Below are 18,097 nucleotides of genomic sequence, written 5' to 3'. Positions count from 1 at the left end.
CGACTCAAAGAACCGGCGGCACGGGCGGCTGGGGCGGCGCTGGCGGATGGACGGCACGCTCCATGGCGGCCACGTAAGCCTGGGTTTCCAATTCCGCCAGGCGCTCCTGCCGCTCCCGCGCCCCGCTGTTGAACCAGATCGCGGCCAGCCAGGCCAGGCCCGCGAACAGGCCGATGGTGCTGAAGCCCAGCGCCACCACGCGGTCGTCGCCCTGGAGGTTGGCCCAGAGGACCAGCAAGCCCAGCCCGCATCCGATGAGCAGCATGGGCATGATGTAGGGATTGCCCCTGGCCCGCTGGGGCTCCGGCGGAATGGGGATGTGCAGCTCCATGGCCCGCAGGCGCTCCTCCTGGTTCAGGCGGCGGGTGCGGAACCTGAAGTACATGGAGAGCACCGCGGCGCCGAAGACCACCAGGAAGAATGTGACGGGCACGAGGATCTCCGCCGGTGGCGCGCTGTCCTTGATGTAGACGGGTTCGACGCGGGCGGACGGCTGGATGGTGGTGACGGCCGTGTCGGCATGGGCGATCTGGCTGCTCATGGTGTGGTCCTCTCTTGAAAGCTCTGTTGTCCGCTACATGGGAGGAGTCCGCGCCGCGGAATGTTACATCCCTGCCGAAAAAGTTCCGCTGTAACATCCGGTCCCTCCGCCTCCTCTTATCCCATGCACGGCGGAACAGGGAAGGAAGGGCGCGTCAGGCGTGGATGAACTTCATACTCAGGACTTCGCAAGCCTGCTGGCCGCCCACGAGGACATGGTCTGGACCCTCTGCCTGCGCATGACCGGGAGCCGGGAGCTGGCCCAGGACGCCCACCAGGAGTGTTTCATTCGTGTCTGGCGGGCCTTGCCCTCCTTTCGCGGCGAAGCCAAGCCCTCCACCTGGATCTGGCGCATCGCCGTGCGCTGCTGCCGGGAGATCCTGGCGCGGGAGCGTCGCCTGCCGGCGGACGAGAGCGAGGCCCTCGACACGCTGGCCGCCCCCGACCGCGGCGCGGGGGCCGACCTGGAGCGGCGCGACGCCGTGGCCTACTTGCTGGGGCTGCTCAAGCCGCGCGAGCGGACCATCGTCCACCTCTTCTACACGCAGGAACTGTCCTGCGAGGAGGTGGCCGAGGCGATGGGCATGCGGCCAGGCGCCGTGCGGGTGGCCCTGCATCGGGCCCGCGAGACGATGAGGGCCGGCTGGGAGGCATCGCACCACGAGTCCGGACAAAGGGTGGCCGACCTGGCGCCGGCCCGGGAGTATCGATCATGAACACGACGAAGCAGCGCTCTGGCGCTGATCCCTTCGAGGACTTCCTCCGGCGGCGCCTCGGTCCCGCTTCCAGGGAGACACCGCCATCCCACCTGCGCCAAGCCATTCTGGCCCAGGTGGCGGCCCTGCCCGTCCCCGAGCCGCGTTTCCGTCTTCGTCCGGCCGTGGTGGCCAGCGCCTTGGCCGTCGCTTTCCTGGCGCTGGCCATGGGGTGGCTGCTCACGGGGCCGGTGGACCTGCTGGCGCAGGTGGGCGGGCACCTTCACCCGGCCCTGCCGGAGGTCTCGTGGCGCAGCGGCCTGGGTCTGCTCGCCGGGGGAGGCTGGCTGGGTCTGTTGCGCAGCCCTGTGGCCCTGGCGGTCTTGCCTTTCCTGCTCCTGCCCCTGCTCTACTTCCTCCAGGACGAGCACTAGCAGCCTGTCGGGTTTGGGCCTTGGATGGGATTCGCGCCCAAATCGAGGCCGGTTTTTCGGAAGTTTCGCAGGGCATACTGGTGGTCTGTTCAACCCGGATTCTGCAATTGCCCAGCCAGTGAAGAGGAAAGCACCGTCTGATCTTGTTGATTACCTGGGTGTTCGAAGCCAACAGGTAACATCAACGGAGGGACCAGACGGTGCAGACGAAACTTAGGGCAATGGGTGGTCAAGAGCTCGTGCTTGGACTGAGTTCGAAGCCTCTAACCGCCTGGGGAGGGCTAGCAGTGTTCGCGTCGTTTTGCGAAGCGATCGGGTTTCGGCGGGTGGTCGAGCACGCCCTGGGCGGGTTCCAGCGGACCAGCCCCAATGCCCTGCCCGTCGCGGATCACCTAGTCGGCTTCCTGGCCGGGGTATTGACGGGGGCCAGCCGCTTTCTTCACCTGGAGCGGCTGCGGACGGACCAGCCCCTGCGGGCGATGTTCGGGGTCAAGCGCTTCTGCGCCCCGACGACCTATGCCCGATTTTTCCAGAGTTTCACTCGCCAGCAGGGCGAGGATGTCTTCGGCACGCTGACCCGGTGGGGTCTGGGCCTGCTGCCCGCACGTGAGGAGGGCTACACGCTGGACCTTGATAGCACGGTGCTGGAGCGCTGGGGCACTCAGGAGGGCGTGGCGCGGGGCTACAACCCACGTCGCCCAGGGCGGGGATCGCACCATCCGCTGTTGGCAGGCCTGGCAGAATGCCGCTGGCTGCTGCATGGATGGCTGCGGGCGGGCAACGCCGCCGCGGGCAATCATGCTGTGGGCTTTGTCACGGAGTGCCTGGCCTTGGCAGAGGGGCGCGCGACCATTGCCCGGGTGCGGGCGGACAGCGGCTTTTTCGCCGACGTGCTCCTGACGTTCCTGGAGACGCTCCTCCTGCCCTATCTGATCAAGGCGCGGATGACCAAGCAAGTGAAACGGGCAGCGATCAACATCGAAACCTGGCAGCAGGTGGCGCCGGGGATCGAGGTGGCCGAAACACAGGTCACGTTGCTGGGATGGAAGCAGGCGCGGCGGTTGGTGGTGATCCGCCAGGAGGAGGCCAAGAAGGCAACGCCGGCGCATGGACGGCGCTTGTTCGAACTGAAGGGCTACCTGTTCCAGGCCATCGTGACGAGTCTGTCCGAGGACCAGATGGATGCGGTGACGGTCTACCGCACCTACAATGCCCGTGGGGAGTTCGAGAATCGCATCAAGGAACTCAAGCGCGGCTGTGGCCTGGAAGGCTTTTGCCTGGAGTCCTTTCGCGCCACGGAGTGCGTGCTGCGCACGCTGATGCTGTTGCACAACCTTATCCAGCACTTCCAGGACCGGATTGGCTTGCGTCCGGCATCGCGGCCCACGGAGGAAGGAAAGCGCCATGTGCTTGAGACACTTCGCTTTCGCTTCTTCGTCTGCGCCACCTCGCTCGGACGCTCGGGACGAAAGAGGTTGCTGCGCTATTCCGCAACCGACACTTGGTGGACAGGCTTTCAAGCCGCTCTGGCACGGCTTTCACAGCAAGTCCCAATTGCAGAGCAGTTGCCCATCCCCCTGCTGGAGCCAACTGCAGCATGCTGATGTGTCACACCTGACCGCCAACTGCAGAATCCGGGTTCAAGAAACTTGCGGAAAATCCGGACCGAGTGGGGCGATGAAGACCGCCAAGTGGCCACGTCCGACAGGCTGCTGGCCCGGCTGATCAGAACCACATGCGCCACACCAGCCTGGCGCTGCGCCCCGCCTCGGGCATGATGCCGCGTAGTCTGCTCAAGTGGTTGCGGTACTCCTGGTCCAGGGCATTGTCCACTCTCACATCCATTTGATGCAGGCGTCCACCCAGCACGCCTCGCCAACCCGTCAACAAGTCCAGGCGCAGCCATCCCGCCGTGCGGGCCTCCGGCAGCGCCTCCGGATCCTCCGCCCGGTAGACCTGGTCCTGCGCCAGGGCGCCGCTCAGCTGGACGCCCGCCTCCCAGGCCCGCCAGATGCGGACGGCCTGCAGCCGCGCGGTGGCGGGGGGCACGGCGGGCAGGGGTCCGCCTTTGGCCAGCCGGGCCCTCACCAGGGAGGCACCCAGCTGGGCGCGCCACCGCGGGTCGTGCCAGGCGGCATCCAGTTCCAGGCCCGAATGCCGGGCGTCGCGGCCCACCGTGCGATACTCGAAGAGGTCGGCGCGCCGCGGGCTCAGGCGGCCGGTGAAGCTGGGAAAGACGTAGTCCTGGAACTCCTGGTGGAAGCCACGCAGGTGGAGGGTGAGGCCGGACCACCGCGCCTTCGCGCCGGCCTCCAGCAGCCAGCCCCGCTCCGCGCCCAGCTCCGGGTTGCCGATCTCGTAGGAATAGGCGGCCAGATGGGGGCCGCCACTGAACAGCTCCTCGACGGTGGGCGGCCGCCAGGTGCGCAGCAGGCTGCCGCCGGGTTGCAGACGCCAGGTCCCCCAGGACAGCTCCGGAGCGTCCACCTGCAGGGCGGCGCTCAAGCCGTGGAAGCTGCGCTCGCGAATGTGCCCGACGACCAGGCTCATCCGCTCCCGGTCCGGAGCCAGGCGGCGGCTTTCCCCGCGCAGAGCGCCCTGCAGGTGCCAGCCTCCGGGCAGCAGCGCGTGCTCCAGCCAGGCCAGGGAAAGCTGTCGCTCGTCCGTGTCCGGGGCATGGCTCAAGCCGCCCGTGGCGAAGTTGCGCCAATGGGCGGCCAGGCGGAGCTGCCCCTGGCGGAAGCTTCCCCAGGCGGGGAGGCCAAGCTCCAGGCCTGTCTCCGCCGACAGCACGTCGAAGGAGACGCCCAGCAGGCCGCTGCTCTCGAACTCCGCGTGCTCGTAGTGGGAGAAGGTGCCCGCCAGCTTCACGTGCCGGAGGCCCCGGGCGGGTCGCAGGTCCGCCTCCACATGAAGGTTGCGCCGGGCCAGCTCGATGTCCACGCCCTCGGGATGCCCGCCCACGAAGCCGCCGGGAATGCCGTAGGCGCTCTCATAGAGAGTGGCGCCCACCCCCACCCGCCGCCGGTCGCCCACATGGGCGATCCCCGTGCTGAGACTGCCGGTCCCCAGCCCCGAGTTGCCCAGGCGCCCGGCCGGCGTGCGCAGGTCTCCTGCCTGGCGCCAGGACCCCCCCGCCATCCAGCCCATCTGGTGCCAGGATCCGTCCAGGCGGGCGGAGGATCCCAGGGAACCGGAGGCTGTCTCCGCCACCAGGGCGACCGTGCCCTCCGGCTTGACGGGCAGTTCGCCGGGAAGCAAGCCGCGCTCCACATCCAGCACGCCGCCCGCCGCGCCGGAGCTGAACAGCAGGGTCTCGGCGCCACGGATCCACACCACTTGCCTGGCCACCAGCGGTTCCATGGCCACGGCATGATCCGCGCTGGTGGCGGACAAGTCCCCGGTGCCGGCGCCATCCTCCAGCAACAGCAGCCGATCCCCGGAGTGGCCGCGCAGGACGGGCCGGGCCGGGGCGGGACCCATGCTGCGCGTGGCGATGCCGGTCTGCTCGTCCAGGGTCTCGGCCAGGGTCGAGCCCAACTCCCGTTGAAGCTCCGCCGTGCGCAGCATCAGGGCGGGGTCGTGGAGTTGCTCCAGCCGCTCCGCCTCGCCCGACACCCGGATCTCCGCCAGGGCGAGGGCGCGCGGCTCCAGCCGGATGGTCAGGCGAAGGGAATCGCAGCCTTCCAGCCGCAGGTCCTGCACGTGGTCGCGGTGCCCCAGGTGGGTCACGCGCACGCGATGCCCGCCGTAAGGCACATGGCGGAACGTGAAGGTGCCCTGGGCATCGGTTGCGGTTCCGCGCCCCAGTTCCAGCAGGAAGACATGGCTGAGGGGCAGGGGCTGGCCGTCGCGGGCATCCAGCACCCGGCCCTGGAGGACGGCGCAGTCCGGCCCGGCCAGGGCGCGGAGCGCCGTGGCCAGGGTCAGGAAGGCCAAGCCCAGGCCCTGGCGGAACCCCCGGAGGGATCCCGCCTGGACGCTGTGGAACAAGCTCATGGCTGGGTCACCGTCAAGGAAATCTGGGAGGAGGCGCCATGGTGCTGGTGGCCAAGGCTCCCGGCCGCGGGCTCCACGTGAACCGGCAGGTTGGGCGAGACGTAGTCCGCGTGGCCCTCGTGCAGGATGCGCACCACGATCTCCGCCCCCCCGGCGGAGACGCCCGTCAGGATGAAGGACCACTGCGCCTGGTCCACGGTCACTTCCAGGATCGACGGGTTGTGCAGGATCTCCAGGCTGTGATCGCCCTCCGGATCGGCCTCGGGCCTGAACCAATGCCCTGACTCGTCCAGGAAATGCACGAGGATCGGACCCAGACTCTCTCCTTCATGGACTTGCAGTTCCCCCTCCACGTCCAGGGGATCCGCCGAGGCGGCCATTACCAGGGTGTCCGCGCCCATCACCAGGGCCACACCCACCGCCTCCAGGTGGCGCGCGTGCCCGTCATTGTCGTTGTCATGGTCGCAGGCCGAGAAGGCCAGGGCCAAGCCCAGCGCTAGGGCGCCGGATAGCAGATATCGTGACATGGTGATCCCTCCATCGGATGAAGCCTGCCGGGGTGGGCAGGCGGACGACTTGCCGTGGCCGGGCCACGGAGATCAGGTTGTCAGACGGGAAGGAATCGGGGTGGACCGCGCACGGCCACGCCGCGGCGGGACGGCAGCCAGGGGGCGGACCAGGTCGTGGCGGCAGGCGCCCCCTGACTGGCCAGCATCGGCATCAAGGGTGGGGTGACGTGTTCGTCGCCGTGGGCCAGCTGGAACAGCGTGACAGGGCAGGGATCCATGCAGGCGGGGAGTGCTCTCAGCTCCGCGTGATCCGGCGGCAGCTCGATCCCATGGTTGTGGTGCAAGTCCAGGGTGGCGACCAGGGGCAGATAGAGCGCCAGCAGTCCCAGCCGCAATAGAGCGTTGCGCGTGGGCCGAAGCAACCAGGAAAGGGGCCGGAACGCGACGGTCATCATGGCCCCAACTTAGCAAGGAAATGGGTCCAAGCTTTGACAGGTGTCCGAGCCTTCATCGGACACCTCGGCATAAATTGCCGTGCAACCAAATGGAACTGCGTTGGTCTGGACGCCTTTCCTTTTCTGCCGCGGCCGCGGACCGTTTGCATTGATCCCTTGGAGTTCGCCCCGATCCGGAGGAATGATGGCACGCACCCAAGCGGCCCGTACCCTGCTGGTTGTCGCCCTGACCCACACCCTGCCTTTCGCCGTCGAGGCGGCCGGCCCCCAGCGCACGGCCCAGGCCTGGCCATTGGGGGAGGCCAGCCTCCATCTGGACGGAATATTGGACGAGGAGGCGTGGTGCAGCGCATCCTGGGTGAGCGGCCTGACCCAGAAGGATCCGGTGGAAGGTGAGCCCGGAGCCGAACTGTCCGAGGTCGCCTTCTGCTATGACGAGCGCAATCTCTACATCGGCGCCCGTCTGTGGACCCCGCTCACCGGACGCCTGCGCACCCGCCTGGGTCCTCGTGACGACATGGCGCAGACCCAGGCCCTCTTCATCTCCCTGGACACCTATCACGACCGTCGCACGGCCTGGACCTTCGGCACGACGGCGGCCGGGGTACGCGTGGACTTCCTTCACCCGGAAGACTCGGAGATGAATCAGGTGTTGTCCTGGGATCCGGTCTGGGACGTGCGCACCACCGTGCACGACGACCATTGGGTGGTGGAGGCGCGCATCCCCTTCACCCAACTGCGCTTCAATCCCGGCGAGGAGCAGGTGTGGGGGCTCCAGATCGACCGGTGGACGCCGGAGCGCAACGCCGAGGACTACTGGTGCATGGTGCCACGCTCCGAGACGGGCTGGGCCAGCCGCTTCGGCGAATTGCACGGCATCCGCGGCATCCGTCCTTCGCGTCGACTGGAGTTGCTGCCCTACGTGGCGGGAGAGCTGAGTCTGCCGCACCGGCCCGACCCTGACGACCCCTTCCTGGACGAACATGAGCTGGACGGCCGCCTGGGCGGAGATCTCAAGATGGGCGTGGGTCCCAACCTCACCCTGGACGCCACCTTCAACCCGGACTTCGGGCAGGTGGAGGCGGACCCGGCCGACATCAACCTCACGGCCTTCGAGACCTTCTTCGAGGAGAGACGGCCCTTCTTCATCGAGGGGGACCGCCTGCTGCGGGGCCTGGGTCCCCGCTACTTCTACTCTCGACGCATCGGCGCCCCGCCCCGTCCGCAGGCCCTGCCGGACACCCTTACCCATGTCGACCTGCCCACGGCCAGCCGCATCCTGGGCGCCGCCAAGCTGACCGGGCGGCTGACGGGCGGCACCTCGGTGGGCGCGCTGGCGGCGGTGACCGGTGTGGAGCGGGCCGGCATCCACAATCAGGCCAGCGGCGGGACAGGATCGCTGCGCCTGGCCCCGCGCACATCCAGCGGCGTCCTTCGTGTGCAGCAGGACTTCCCCGGCCGGGGCGCCGTGGCCGGCCTCACGCTCACGGGTCTGCACCGTGACTTCGAAGGCGACGCCCGGCTGGCCGCCCGCCAGCCTCGGCAAGCCTTGAGCGGGGGTCTGGACTGGGATCTGCGCGACGAGGCGGGTCTCCACTCCCTGGTCGGCAACGTGGGCTTCAGCCGGGTGGAGGGAGACAGCGCCGCCATGCTGGCCCTGCAGCGCTCCCCCGTCCACTATCTCCAGCGTCCGGATGCCGGGCACGTTCATCTCGATCCAGGGCGCCGCGCCCTGACCGGCTGGACGGGCGCCCTCGAGCTGAAGCGTATCGGCGGCCGCCATTGGCGCTGGTCGGCCGGCGCCGCCGCCGAATCGCCCGGCCTGGAGTTGAACGACCTGGGACAGCTTTCCAGCGCTGACGACATCTCCACCTGGGGCAGTCTCACCTGGCAGGAAAACCAGGGCAAGGGTCCCTTCCGCCGCTGGTCGGCCTGGCAGAATCTGGAGGGTGAGTGGAACTTCGGAGGGCTGCCCACCGGGGCGGAGTTGCGCAGCGGCGTCTGGGGCCAGCTGACCAACTACTGGTCCATCAATCTCGAGGCGGCCCACGGCCGGGCGACCTACAGCGACGACAAGAGCCGGGGCGGCGTGGTCCTGGGCGTGCCGGGCTGGAATTCGGTCAACCTGAACGCCAACAGCCCCGATCTGCAACGCCCCAACGCCGTATCCGGCGGCGGCTCCTGCACCTGGGGCGAGGATCGGCGCCTGGCGGTGGACGCCTGGGCCTTCGGCCGTTTCCGGCCTCTTCCCGCCGTGGAGATCCGCGTCAACCCCTCCGCCACGCGTTCCTGGAACCCAGCGCAGTACATCGACACTCTGATTCCCACCGACACTGGCCTGGATAATGATCTGGCCATTTTCTCTCGCCTGGACTACCGGGAGGCGCGGTTGTCCACCCGCCTGCGATACACCTTCAGTCCCAGGCTGCGCGTGGAGATCTATGCCGAGCCCTTCATGGCCAGTCTTCGCTTCAACGACCCCGGCCGCCCGGCCGGCGCGCGCAGCCAGCACATCGAGCGCTACAAGGCGCACGGCCTGCTGGATCCGGTCAGCAACGGCGCGTGGTTGATCAACGAGGAAGGCGGCCAGCTGGCGGTGCCGCAGCCCGATGCTGAGTTCATCTCCTGGCGCAGCACCTGTGTCCTGCGCTGGGACTGGAGTCTGGGAAGCAGCCTGCACCTGGTCTGGCAGCAGGACCGCGTCCGCTTCATCCCGCGCGACGACCCGGCCCGCACACCGGATCCCTTGCACGCTCTCTCCATCGGCGGGGACAATCTGATCGCGGTGAAGATCACCAGCTGGTTGCCTTTGGGATGAGCAGGTGAGCCGGAGTACCGTGCCGGAGGTGGGACTTCTATTCAGTTTTGATCGAGGCCCTCCCACCTCCCCCCACCCGCCCTTCGAAGGGGCGTCATGGGGAGCGCGGGGCCAAACCTGAAATCCGTGTTGCGGGTTCCCGCCGATCGGCCTCCTGCCGCGACAAGAATGCGTGACATGCCTGCGGCGCCTGACACACCCGCCACCCTTCCGGGCGAATCCGGCCCTGCCGTCACGCAGTGCGGTCGGACCTCGTCTACCACATGCGGCTCCAGTTGAGCGCCATGCCGCTTTGCCCCCGGCTGCCGGTGGAAGTATCCAGGCGCAGATGGCGAGAGAGGATGTAGTCCACGTTGAGACGGAAGAGATCCTGTTGGCTGAGGGATTGCTCGTAGCGCAGCAGGACGCGGGGCCCCAGGTACTTGCCGACCATGAGGGTGCCCAGGCCTTCCTCGCCGCCGGTTTCCACGCGCAGCAGGTCGATGTGCAGGGTGCGGGAGAGGCGCGCCTGGAGGGCGGCCATGCCGTAGTCCGCCGCCAGCTGGGTGGCCTGCCGTTGAAGCATGTCCTGCTGCTGGTTGTCCAGCTCCTCCGTGGAGCGGCGGAAGAGCAGCAGCGCCATGATCTCGCCCTCGTCCAGGGGCGGCTCCGAACTCAACTCGAGCAGCGGCTGCTCCATTGTGCCGGTCAGGCGGACGGTGATGAGCGTGTTGCCCACACTGGCCGACAGCTCCAGGTCGAGGCGCGGGGTGAGAACCTCGTCGCCAAACCAGGAGAGGGTGCCTGACTGCACGGCGAACTGGCGGCCGAGCAGGCTGAACTGCCCCGACAGCACCTCCATGTCGCCCACCAAGGCGGTCCGGCCCTCGGTCATGCGCAGCGTGAGACGTCCCCGACTCTCCAGGTCAAGCTCGCCGCCACGCAGCCGCACGCGGTTGGGAATGCGCAGCTCCAGTTCCAGCTCGAGGGAATCCTGCCAGACGGTGGTCCCCCCCGCCACCTTGTCGCTCCCCTGCTCCCCGCCCATGGACAATCCCCAAAGGATCGCCTCGCCGCTCATGTCATGCAGGTCGCGGGGCAGCTCGGGAATGCGCGCCTCGCCGTTGGCCAGCTCCAGCCAGCCCTTCCCCTCGGGATGGCGCACGCGGCCGCCCAGCGCCAGCCGGGCCCGACCGAAGAGGTGGGTGCCGTCCGTGCGCCGCAGGTCCAGGTTCTCCATGCGGAGCTGGCCGTCCAGACGCGGATCGGCAAAGGGCCCGAAAGCGTGCAGCTCCAGGTCGCCCCGTCCGGACATCCACAGGTCATAGGGCAACAAGGGATTGATGTCCTCCAAGGCGAGGGCGGAGGCGGTCAACCGCACCTCCAGATCGCCCGGCCGCCGCTCCCACGAGTCGTCCACCGCCGCGAGCGGCAGCGGCAGGTCCAGGGTGCCCGCCAGCACTTGGCGCTCGCCGCGCAACACTCCCAGGGTCGAGTGCAGCACGGTGTCCGTCTCCCGGCCGTCCATCCGCAAACTGGCCGTGGCGCGATAATCCGTCAGGCGCGGTTCGCCATGCACGGCCGCCGCCAATTCCCCCTCCAGGCGAGGGTGGCGGGCCGACCCGGCGAGACGGGCCTGCCCGTCCACCACCAGAACGGGCGCGTCGGACGGATCCATCGAGGCGGTGGGCAGGAGCAGGGGGAAGTGCCTGAGCTGGACGGCCAGATCCAGCTCCTCGAAGCCCGGCCGGGCCGCCAGCGGCCAGAGGGTGAGACGGGCCGGCAAGCGGCCCAGGGCCGCCAGTAGCGAATCCCCGTCCTGCATGATGGACAAGGTCAGGGCAGGACCGTCGAGGGGGCCCGCCACGACCAGGGCGAGATCAAGTCGGCCGGCGCTGCCGGCCTGCAGACTGTTCAGCTCCAGTCGACCGCTAAGTCCAATGGATGAGGCGGTCAAGTCCAGGTGCAGCGGGCCGGGCCGCGGCACGGCGGGATGAAGATCCGGCCAGGGGAGGCGACGCAGGTCGAGATCGGCGACCAACTCCACCCGGTTGAGGAGGGAGTCCGGGCCAAGGAGTGCCTGCGCGGCGAGGTGGCCCATGCTGCCCGCCATTGCCAGATCCTCCAGCCCGACGCCGCCAGTGGCAGGCAAGGCAAGCGTAAAGGGTCGCTCGGTGGACAAGGTGCCGTCGCCCACGGCCAGTGTCAGGCCGCCCGTCATCCGCCAGCCTTCCTCCTGTCGGATGAGCAGGTCCGCCTCGATGGAATGCCGGGCACCGGATTCACGCAGCCAGAGGCGGCCCGGCCAGGGCAGGGCGTCGGGTCCGGCGGGTCCGGCATAGCGCGCCGCCAGGGTGTCCACGTGCAGGGCGCCCGCCTCCATCCCGCCTGGCGCCCAGCAGATCGCCCTCAGCCCCAGGCTGTCCCGGCGCAGGGCCAGGCGCAGGTCGGGCAGCATGAGTCCGGCGCGGTGCAGGTAGCCGGCGGCCTGCAGATCCAACCTAAGTTGGTCCGTGGGGCCGCGGGCGGCCAGGCTGCCCTCCAGGCCTGCCTCCGTCCCAGCCAAGTTGGGCAGCAGACGGGAGGCAAGGGCCAGACCCTGCAGATCCCAGCGTGCATCAAGCTCAAGCTCGCGCCCCAGCAGGGCACCGCGGGACCACAGAGCCATTTGGGGAAGCCAGAACCACAAGGTGTCCGCCACGATGGTGCCGCCGCTGCCGCTCAGCTCCGTGGCGAGGGAATCCAGCCAGCCGCTCCCCCGGGCCTCCAGCGCGGCACTCCAGCGCAGGGGCGCCCTGGCCGGCTGATCCAGTCCGGCCCGCCAGTCCGCCTCCAGGTCGCCCAGCCCATCCAAGCGCGCCGTCGCCGGCAGCAGGGCGCCCAGCCGTTCGGGTCCCGGGGCGGCCAAGGTGCCGGCCCCTTCCAGCGACAGGCCGCCCTTCGAGCGCAGAAAGCGCCCCTGACCCGTCAGGTGCAGGGGGTCTCCCGACCGCAGCGCCAGATCGATCACATGGCCAAGGCTGTCCGACAATCCCAGCAAGCGGCTCAGCGGCGGAGCCAGGGCCGGCAGGCTCCAGGCGAAGCGGATGGAACCCTGCTCGCCCAGGCTTCCCGCCGCCTCCAGCTCTCCCAGCACGCCCGCCAGGCGCAGGGAGGAGGTGGTCCAGCCACCCGTCGCCGTGCGGGTCAGCCGTCCGCCGCCGCGTCCAGCGGGCGGCGTGGCGGACTGGACATCCTCAATGACCAACTCGCCGATCTGCCACTGGGAATCCCCGCCGTTGGCCAGCGCCGTGCGCAGGCGCAAGCCCCTGCTTGACGCTTGCAGCCTTGCGCGCAGCTCCGGATGGCGGCGCGCGCCCGTCGCCTGCAGGTTCGCGTCCACCTGCAGATCCGCGGGCAGGGCCTCCAGGCCGAAGAGGGTTCGCAGCGGGGCCGCCTGCCGCAGATGGAGGGCGATGGCCGCCTCCACCTCATCCTGGCCAAGACGGGCGTGGCCGGCCAGTTCCATCCCTGATCCGCGCACGACCAGGCTGTCGAGCAGGAGATCCTCCCCATGCCGCCCCAGCTGCAGCAGGATCTCCTCGAGCCAGGCATCATGGGCGCCCCGCCAGCCCAGATCCAAGGCAAGGGCGGGTTCCCAGGCCACCGAGCCTCTGAGCAGTCCCTTCAGCGCCGGCAGGTCGGGCGCCGATGGCGCGGCGGGAAGATGGACCGCCAGCTGGCGGACGGCCGCCACCTGAAGCTGCCCGGAGAACTCAGCGCCCCTCCAGGCATGGCCATGGCGTTGGACGGCGGCGGTCAGCCCAAGGTCCGCCAGGGTGTGGAGGGAATCCCCCAGCGCCGCCGTCACGCGCAGCAGATCGGCGCCGGGACTGCGGGCGAGGATGTGCATCCACCGACCCGCCATGCGCGCCGCCAGCCGCCCTTCCAACTGGCCCTGCGCGGGCAGCCAGGAGAGGGAGTCCCCTTCCAGGGTGGCCGCCGGGTCGACCAGGGCGAGTCGCAGGCGGTCCAGGCGCAGCGCCGGTTCCCGCGTGGCGCCCAGCTCCACTGATCCGGCCAGCTCCAGGCCTCGGATGACATGGAGGGAATCCAGGCGAAGCTGATCGCCCCCGATCGCCAGACGATCGCACGCCAGGGAAGAAAGGGGCGGCAGGCTGCCGGTGCGCGGAAAGCGCCGGCCGCCGCCGGCCGCCTCTCTGGAGGGAAAAGCACGGTGCAGGGCGGGAAGATCCAGACGCAGTCCCTCCACCGTCAATTCATGCAGACGCAGGTCGCCACGCCCCAGGGACGCCAGCTCCAGATCCACCCGCAGGAGGGCGGCGGCCAGCAGCGTGTCCCCGCTCAGCACCCAGGACAGGCCGCGCAGTTCCAGGTGCCCCAGCCGCGGCCAGGCGATGGCCTCCCAGCGCGGCCCCCCACCAGGCAGACCGGCGAGCAGGCCGGGGAGGAGGGAACGGACCAGCGGCTCCCGGACGGTACTCAAGAGCAGCACACTGGTCCCGAGCAAGGGCAGGACCGCCATGGCCGCCACCAGGAGGAGGATCCGGCGCCGCCACGATGAACCGCGCCTCACGTGTCTCACGCCGCCCATCAGAAGGGGTGTCCGATGGAGACATGCACCGCCCAGTTGGGCAGGTCGTCATCGCTGGATCCCAGACGCAAGCCCAGGTCGGCGCGCAGCGGTCCCACCGGGGTGTTGAGCAGCAGAGCCGGTCCGGCGGCGTACTCCAGGTCGCGCGGCGCCGCCCCGCCCAGGTCGCTCCAGACCTGGCCGGCGTCCACGAAGAACGCGAGACCCAGTTTCCAGACCAGGGGGAGGCGGACTTCCACGCCGCCCAGGGCAAGGACCTCGCCGCCAAGCGGGGCGCCTGCCGCATCGCGCGGTCCCAGCTGGTGGCGCCCGAAGCCGCGGTGCTCCATGCCTCCGGCGAAGAATCGCCGGTTGGGCAGCAGGTCGGGCGTGGAGGCGAGGGGCCAGGCCATGCCCACGCGCAACCGGGCCGCCGTGGTGACCAGGCCCAGACTATGGTAGCTGACGCGCTCGGCGTCGGTCCGCAGGTAATCGGCCTGGCTGAAGAAACCGGGGATGGTCCATTCCAGCTGCAGGCTGTACTGGGCGCCCTGGCGGGGGTCGAGGGGGTTGTCCGTCGTGTTGCGCAGCGCCGCCGCCGTGAACATGGTCTGGCGGCCGGCGCGGGCGCGGAAAGCCGTGCTGTCCGCCGTGCGGCCTTCCACCTGCACGTCGGCCAGGGCGACGCCGCCACTCAGGGTCAGGAGCAGGGTGGGCTGCTGGCGCAGTCCCAGGCGGAGTTCACGGTTGAGCACGTTGTAGCTCTCCTCGCGCAGACGATCGAGCAGGAGGGCAATCTCGCCGCGCAAGGTGGGCGAGCCCATGGCCGGCCACCAGCTCTCCAGGCGGCTGCTTTGCCGCACCTTGGAGGCGCTGGCCGTGAGCTGCAGCCCCCGTCCGCCCGTGAAGAGGTTGGCATGGGACCAGCGGCCCCCCAGGCGGCCGCCTTCCGCTGTCCACCAGCCGGCGCCCGCCTCCAGCAATCGGGGCGGGCGGGGAGCCAGCTCGGCCCGCAGGGCCACAGGCACCTCGCGGACATCCGGCAGCGAGTCCAGGTCCATGGCGAAGCGGATCTGGCGGAACACGCCCAGCAGGCGCAGCCGATCCTGGGCCCCGACCAGCAGGCGCGGCGTGACAGGTTGATCGTGGAGCGGCCGCAGGGAGCGCTCGGCCAGGCGGGCGAGATCGGGTGCCACGCCGGAGACCTCCACGCTCGCCACCCGGCAGACCGGACCCGGGAGCACCTGACAAGCAAGGATCAGATTGAGGCTGTCCCGGACAGCGACATCGGTCAGGCATCGGGCGCGGGCGTGCCCCTCGCCGCGCAGCAGGTCCTCCACCTTGCGGACCGCCAGGCGAAGACTCTCATCGGTGAAGATGTCGCCGGCTGCCGGGAGCAAGTCGCGCAACTCGGCCTCGCGGGCCTCGACCTCCGGTGGTCCCTGCAGCTCCAGTTCCGCCACGTGCACGGCGGGACCAGGCAGCACGGACAGCAGCAGATCAAGCCGCCGGCGCGGGCGGGGATCGGCCCGGGCCATGACCACGGCCCACGGATAGCCATGCCGGGCCATGAAGAGGCGGATGCGATCGGCGTCCTGTCCAAGCAGGGCCGGCGTCAAGGCCGGCCGCTTGCGCCCCAGCAGTCCGCCCAGCCGGGCCTTGCCCGTCAAGGCCAGCCCTTCCCGCAGGGGCCCTTCCAGATCGGCCGGCACTCCCTCCAGGCGCAGGGAGGACAAGCGCCAGCCCTTGTAGGGAGTCGCCGCCTGAAGCAGATTGACCGTCGCCTGCTCCTGGGCAAGTGCCGGCATGGTCATCAGCAACAGGAGTGCCGGCGCCACCAGCCATGGAATGCGAAAAGCAGGCATGTGAATCGGGAGAACCATGGCACAAGGTACCAACCAGGACCGGCGGCGGTTGTGGACCTGCCTCGACTTGCCTATATCAAGCCGTCCCGCAGACAGCATTCCCAGCGACGAGGTTGCCATGACCCGCCTTCTGCCCCTGGTCCTGCTGCTCGGCTATCTCCTGCTTTTCATCCTGCTCGCCATCAATCCCCATGACCGCACTGTCTGGTGGGCGGAGAACCTGCCCATCCTGATCATCGTGGGCGTGGTGGCGGCCCTGCACCTGCGCTGGCGCTTCTCGGCCACGGCCTGCGCGTTGATGGCCGTGCTGGTCTACATGCACACCGTCGGCGGGCACTACACCTTCTCCCGCGTGCCCTTCGACTGGGTCACCGACACCTTCGGATTCCAGCGCAACCACTACGACCGCGTCGCCCACTTCAGCGTGGGCTTCTACGCATTCGCCATCGCCGAAGTGCTGCTGCGGAGGCGGCTGGTCCGCTCCCGCTTCCTCCTCTACAGCTACCCGCTGACCTTCATCCTGGCCATCGCCGCCGGCTACGAGATTTTCGAGTGGATCTTCGCGGTGGGCGCCGATCCAACCGCCGGCCATGAGGTGCTGGGCTCCCAGGGCGATGTGTGGGACGCCCAGCGCGACATGCTGGCGGACATGCTGGGGGCGGTGGCGGCGTTAGGTTTGTTCTTCGCCCTGAGGGGAAGGGGCGGGCATCCGGCCCGACCCAACTGATGCATGCCTCGCATCCTACCACCGCGAAACGGTGGCTGCGGTTCAACCCGCGCCACATCCGCCGGCTCCTGGACGCCAGGGCCCTGCGGGCCGGGATCGAACGCCCGATTCATCCACACGCCCTGCGGCACACCTTCGCCACCAGCCTCTTGAAGAAGACGGGCAACCTGCGCCTGGTGCAGCTGGCCCTGGACCACGAGAGCCCGAAGACGACGGCCATCTACGCCCATGTGGCCGACGAGGAGCTGCGGTCGGCCATCGAGGGCAGGCGAGGCTGAACGTGGGGCGGCAGATCGAAGGGAAAACGGATGTGTTAAGGTAGTCTATGGATCAACTAAAGTCTGTTCAATTAAATCGCTTTCTTGCAGAATCCATGTGTATTCGACACTTTACATCAATCAAACAGAAAGATGCCGGATGATCTCCGATCCTCAGCTGGCGACCGAGCCCAGCTTCAGCCAAACTGAGTCGCCACGTCCCGGCGCTCCTGGACACACTCCCTCAAGACGAGGTCGAACTGTCGTGCTTTTGTCCAAGAGCAAGCGCGGCAGAGTTCACCCTGTCCTCAAGTTCCTGGACGCGACGCTCGATTCCTGCAAGCCCTTCGCCCATTGGGAGCTCCGCTGTGTCGGTGACAGAAGCGGTCGGACCTCGTGTGTCGCCTCGTCGTGTGAAGCGGACGTATCCCAGCCCGATTGTGATCGCAAACGCCAAAGCCATGACCATGAACCTGGCAGTGGAAGCTCCCGTGAAGGCGATCCAGCCCACGCCATAGAGCATCGTGAAGACTCCCCCCAACAACAGGCCATTGCTGATTACTGGCAGTTGTTCGGCCCGCACGAGTGAAGCGACCAGAGCGAGCGTGGAAAAGACGATGAGAATAATGCTAGTGCTTAAGCCCCATGGCTTTCGCATCTCCTCTGCGGCATCGATCAGTTCGCTTCGCTGTTGATTGATCTCCTGGAGTTGCTCTCGATCTGCCAATGTCAGCTCGATGGATGGCCGCGAGCCCCTGATCCCCTGTTCACGGTGGTTGAGGTCTTTGATCTGACTATCGTACTGCGTGGGTGGCGGATGGAAAGTGTAGACTCCTACTCCCACGAACGTGGTCAACATCAAGCCCAGGAAGAAGGAGAATATCGTCCGGAGCCCAGTGTTTCGTCTTGTTTCACTCATGATGCCTCTCCTGTCTGAGTTCGTTCGACGCCCATTGGGCTGCCCCGATAGGAGCTGGGCGGTCCAGGAAATCCTGCGAGTTCTCTGGCAAATCTGTCATGCTGTCTCAAAGTGGATGAGCTTAGGCCGACCTTCCTCCCAACAGGTCATCAGACTAGATCTAGCAGTCTGTCGGACTTGGCCACATGGCGGTCTTCATCGCCCCAATCGGTCCGGATTTTCCGCAATTTTCTTGAACAGACCACCAGTATGCCCTGCGAAAATTCCGAAAACCCGGCCTCGATTTGGACGCGAATCCCATCCAAGGCCCAAGCCCGACAGGCTGCT

Annotated in this window: 13 protein-coding genes; 6 read left to right on the top strand and 7 right to left on the bottom strand. The window is 68.4% G+C overall.

Annotated features, from left to right (window positions below; genetic code table 11):
- Nucleotides 1-4: 4 nt before the first annotated feature.
- Nucleotides 5-541, bottom strand: a complete 537-nt coding sequence (locus Q8O14_03145) for a hypothetical protein (protein MDP2359737.1) — start codon at nucleotides 539-541, stop codon at nucleotides 5-7.
- 160 nt (nucleotides 542-701) lie between these two features.
- Here Q8O14_03145 and Q8O14_03140 point away from each other — a divergent pair, with 160 nt between their 5' ends.
- From Q8O14_03140 to Q8O14_03130, 3 genes are all read left to right on the top strand, one after another.
- Nucleotides 702-1,256, top strand: a complete 555-nt coding sequence (locus Q8O14_03140) for a sigma-70 family RNA polymerase sigma factor (GenBank protein ID MDP2359736.1) — start codon at nucleotides 702-704, stop codon at nucleotides 1,254-1,256.
- Entirely contained in the window at nucleotides 1,253-1,669 is a 417-nt protein-coding gene (locus tag Q8O14_03135) for a hypothetical protein (protein MDP2359735.1), read from the top strand. Before Q8O14_03140 ends, Q8O14_03135 begins: the two co-directional genes overlap by 4 nt.
- 221 nt (nucleotides 1,670-1,890) lie before the next feature.
- The gene (locus Q8O14_03130) at nucleotides 1,891-3,273 is read left to right on the top strand and encodes an IS1380 family transposase (GenBank protein MDP2359734.1); all 1,383 of its coding nucleotides are present in this window, start codon (nucleotides 1,891-1,893) and stop codon (nucleotides 3,271-3,273) included.
- A gap of 121 nt (nucleotides 3,274-3,394) precedes the next feature.
- On the opposite strand, the gene Q8O14_03125 is transcribed toward Q8O14_03130, so the two are convergent.
- The 3 genes from Q8O14_03125 to Q8O14_03115 form a co-directional block, all read right to left on the bottom strand.
- Entirely contained in the window at nucleotides 3,395-5,668 is a 2,274-nt protein-coding gene (locus Q8O14_03125; protein ID MDP2359733.1) for a TonB-dependent receptor, read from the bottom strand.
- Nucleotides 5,665-6,195 carry a hypothetical protein gene (locus Q8O14_03120; GenBank protein ID MDP2359732.1) on the bottom strand — a complete coding sequence of 177 codons (531 nt, stop codon included), beginning with the start codon at nucleotides 6,193-6,195 and terminating at the stop codon, nucleotides 5,665-5,667. The genes Q8O14_03125 and Q8O14_03120 overlap by 4 nt, the downstream gene beginning before the upstream one ends.
- Before the next feature lie 80 nt (nucleotides 6,196-6,275).
- Nucleotides 6,276-6,632, bottom strand: a complete 357-nt coding sequence (locus tag Q8O14_03115; GenBank protein MDP2359731.1) for a hypothetical protein — start codon at nucleotides 6,630-6,632, stop codon at nucleotides 6,276-6,278.
- Nucleotides 6,633-6,816: 184 nt separating this feature from the next.
- Between Q8O14_03115 and Q8O14_03110 the strand changes: the two genes are divergently transcribed.
- Complete coding sequence (locus Q8O14_03110; GenBank protein MDP2359730.1) at nucleotides 6,817-9,450, top strand: DUF5916 domain-containing protein; 2,634 nt, start codon at nucleotides 6,817-6,819, stop codon at nucleotides 9,448-9,450.
- Between the two features lie 256 nt (nucleotides 9,451-9,706).
- Here Q8O14_03110 and Q8O14_03105 read toward each other — a convergent pair whose 3' ends face one another.
- Both Q8O14_03105 and Q8O14_03100 read right to left on the bottom strand, forming a co-directional pair.
- The gene (locus Q8O14_03105; protein MDP2359729.1) at nucleotides 9,707-14,014 is read right to left on the bottom strand and encodes a translocation/assembly module TamB domain-containing protein; all 4,308 of its coding nucleotides are present in this window, start codon (nucleotides 14,012-14,014) and stop codon (nucleotides 9,707-9,709) included.
- An 8-nt stretch (nucleotides 14,015-14,022) separates the two neighbouring features.
- Nucleotides 14,023-15,810: a BamA/TamA family outer membrane protein gene (locus Q8O14_03100; protein MDP2359728.1), complete on the bottom strand. Its 1,788-nt coding sequence runs from the start codon at nucleotides 15,808-15,810 to the stop codon at nucleotides 14,023-14,025.
- A 175-nt stretch (nucleotides 15,811-15,985) separates the two neighbouring features.
- Between Q8O14_03100 and Q8O14_03095 the strand changes: the two genes are divergently transcribed.
- Both Q8O14_03095 and Q8O14_03090 read left to right on the top strand, forming a co-directional pair.
- Nucleotides 15,986-16,594: a DUF2238 domain-containing protein gene (locus tag Q8O14_03095; GenBank protein ID MDP2359727.1), complete on the top strand. Its 609-nt coding sequence runs from the start codon at nucleotides 15,986-15,988 to the stop codon at nucleotides 16,592-16,594.
- Nucleotides 16,594-16,872 carry a tyrosine-type recombinase/integrase gene (locus Q8O14_03090; GenBank protein MDP2359726.1) on the top strand — a complete coding sequence of 93 codons (279 nt, stop codon included), beginning with the start codon at nucleotides 16,594-16,596 and terminating at the stop codon, nucleotides 16,870-16,872. The genes Q8O14_03095 and Q8O14_03090 overlap by 1 nt, the downstream gene beginning before the upstream one ends.
- A 223-nt stretch (nucleotides 16,873-17,095) precedes the next feature.
- Here the strand turns inward: Q8O14_03090 and Q8O14_03085 are convergent, their stop codons facing one another.
- Nucleotides 17,096-17,770, bottom strand: a complete 675-nt coding sequence (locus tag Q8O14_03085) for a hypothetical protein (GenBank protein ID MDP2359725.1) — start codon at nucleotides 17,768-17,770, stop codon at nucleotides 17,096-17,098.
- Nucleotides 17,771-18,097 lie beyond the last annotated feature (327 nt).

The sequence above is a fragment of the bacterium genome, assembly GCA_030685015.1.
In the GTDB taxonomy this organism is placed as follows: Bacteria; CAIWAD01; CAIWAD01; order CAIWAD01; family CAIWAD01; genus CAIWAD01.
This window is presented reverse-complemented; position numbering and strand designations above follow the sequence as displayed.